This is a genomic window from Devosia alba, from assembly GCF_039938915.1.
In the GTDB taxonomy this organism is placed as follows: domain Bacteria; phylum Pseudomonadota; class Alphaproteobacteria; order Rhizobiales; family Devosiaceae; genus Devosia; species Devosia alba.
In genome coordinates this window covers 1-223 of sequence record NZ_JBDUUI010000183.1, presented here as the reverse complement: position 1 = coordinate 223, position 223 = coordinate 1, and the positions used below count along the sequence as shown (strand labels likewise).

Annotated in this window: 1 protein-coding gene; it reads right to left on the bottom strand. The window is 60.5% G+C overall.

The genetic code is table 11. The features are described from left to right. Positions 1–223, bottom strand: a 223-nt coding sequence (locus ABFY71_RS19215; RefSeq protein ID WP_488645810.1) for a HoxN/HupN/NixA family nickel/cobalt transporter, incomplete at both ends; no start/stop codon positions are given.

Below are 223 nucleotides of genomic sequence, written 5' to 3'. Positions count from 1 at the left end.
GACAACCAGCCCAATCGCCACGCCCCCCTGAAGCAGCGAGGAGGCCAGCGTAAGACCCATGCTCGATTTCAGCTTCGACGGATGGGTCGCAAGCCAGGTGGTGATAACGATTTTGCCATGCCCAGGCCCCAGCGCATGCAGCACCCCGTAGATAAAGCTGAACGCCAGCAGGGAACCGCCCGCTTTCGTTGGGTTCTCCGCCACCGCTTTCAGTAAACCACTC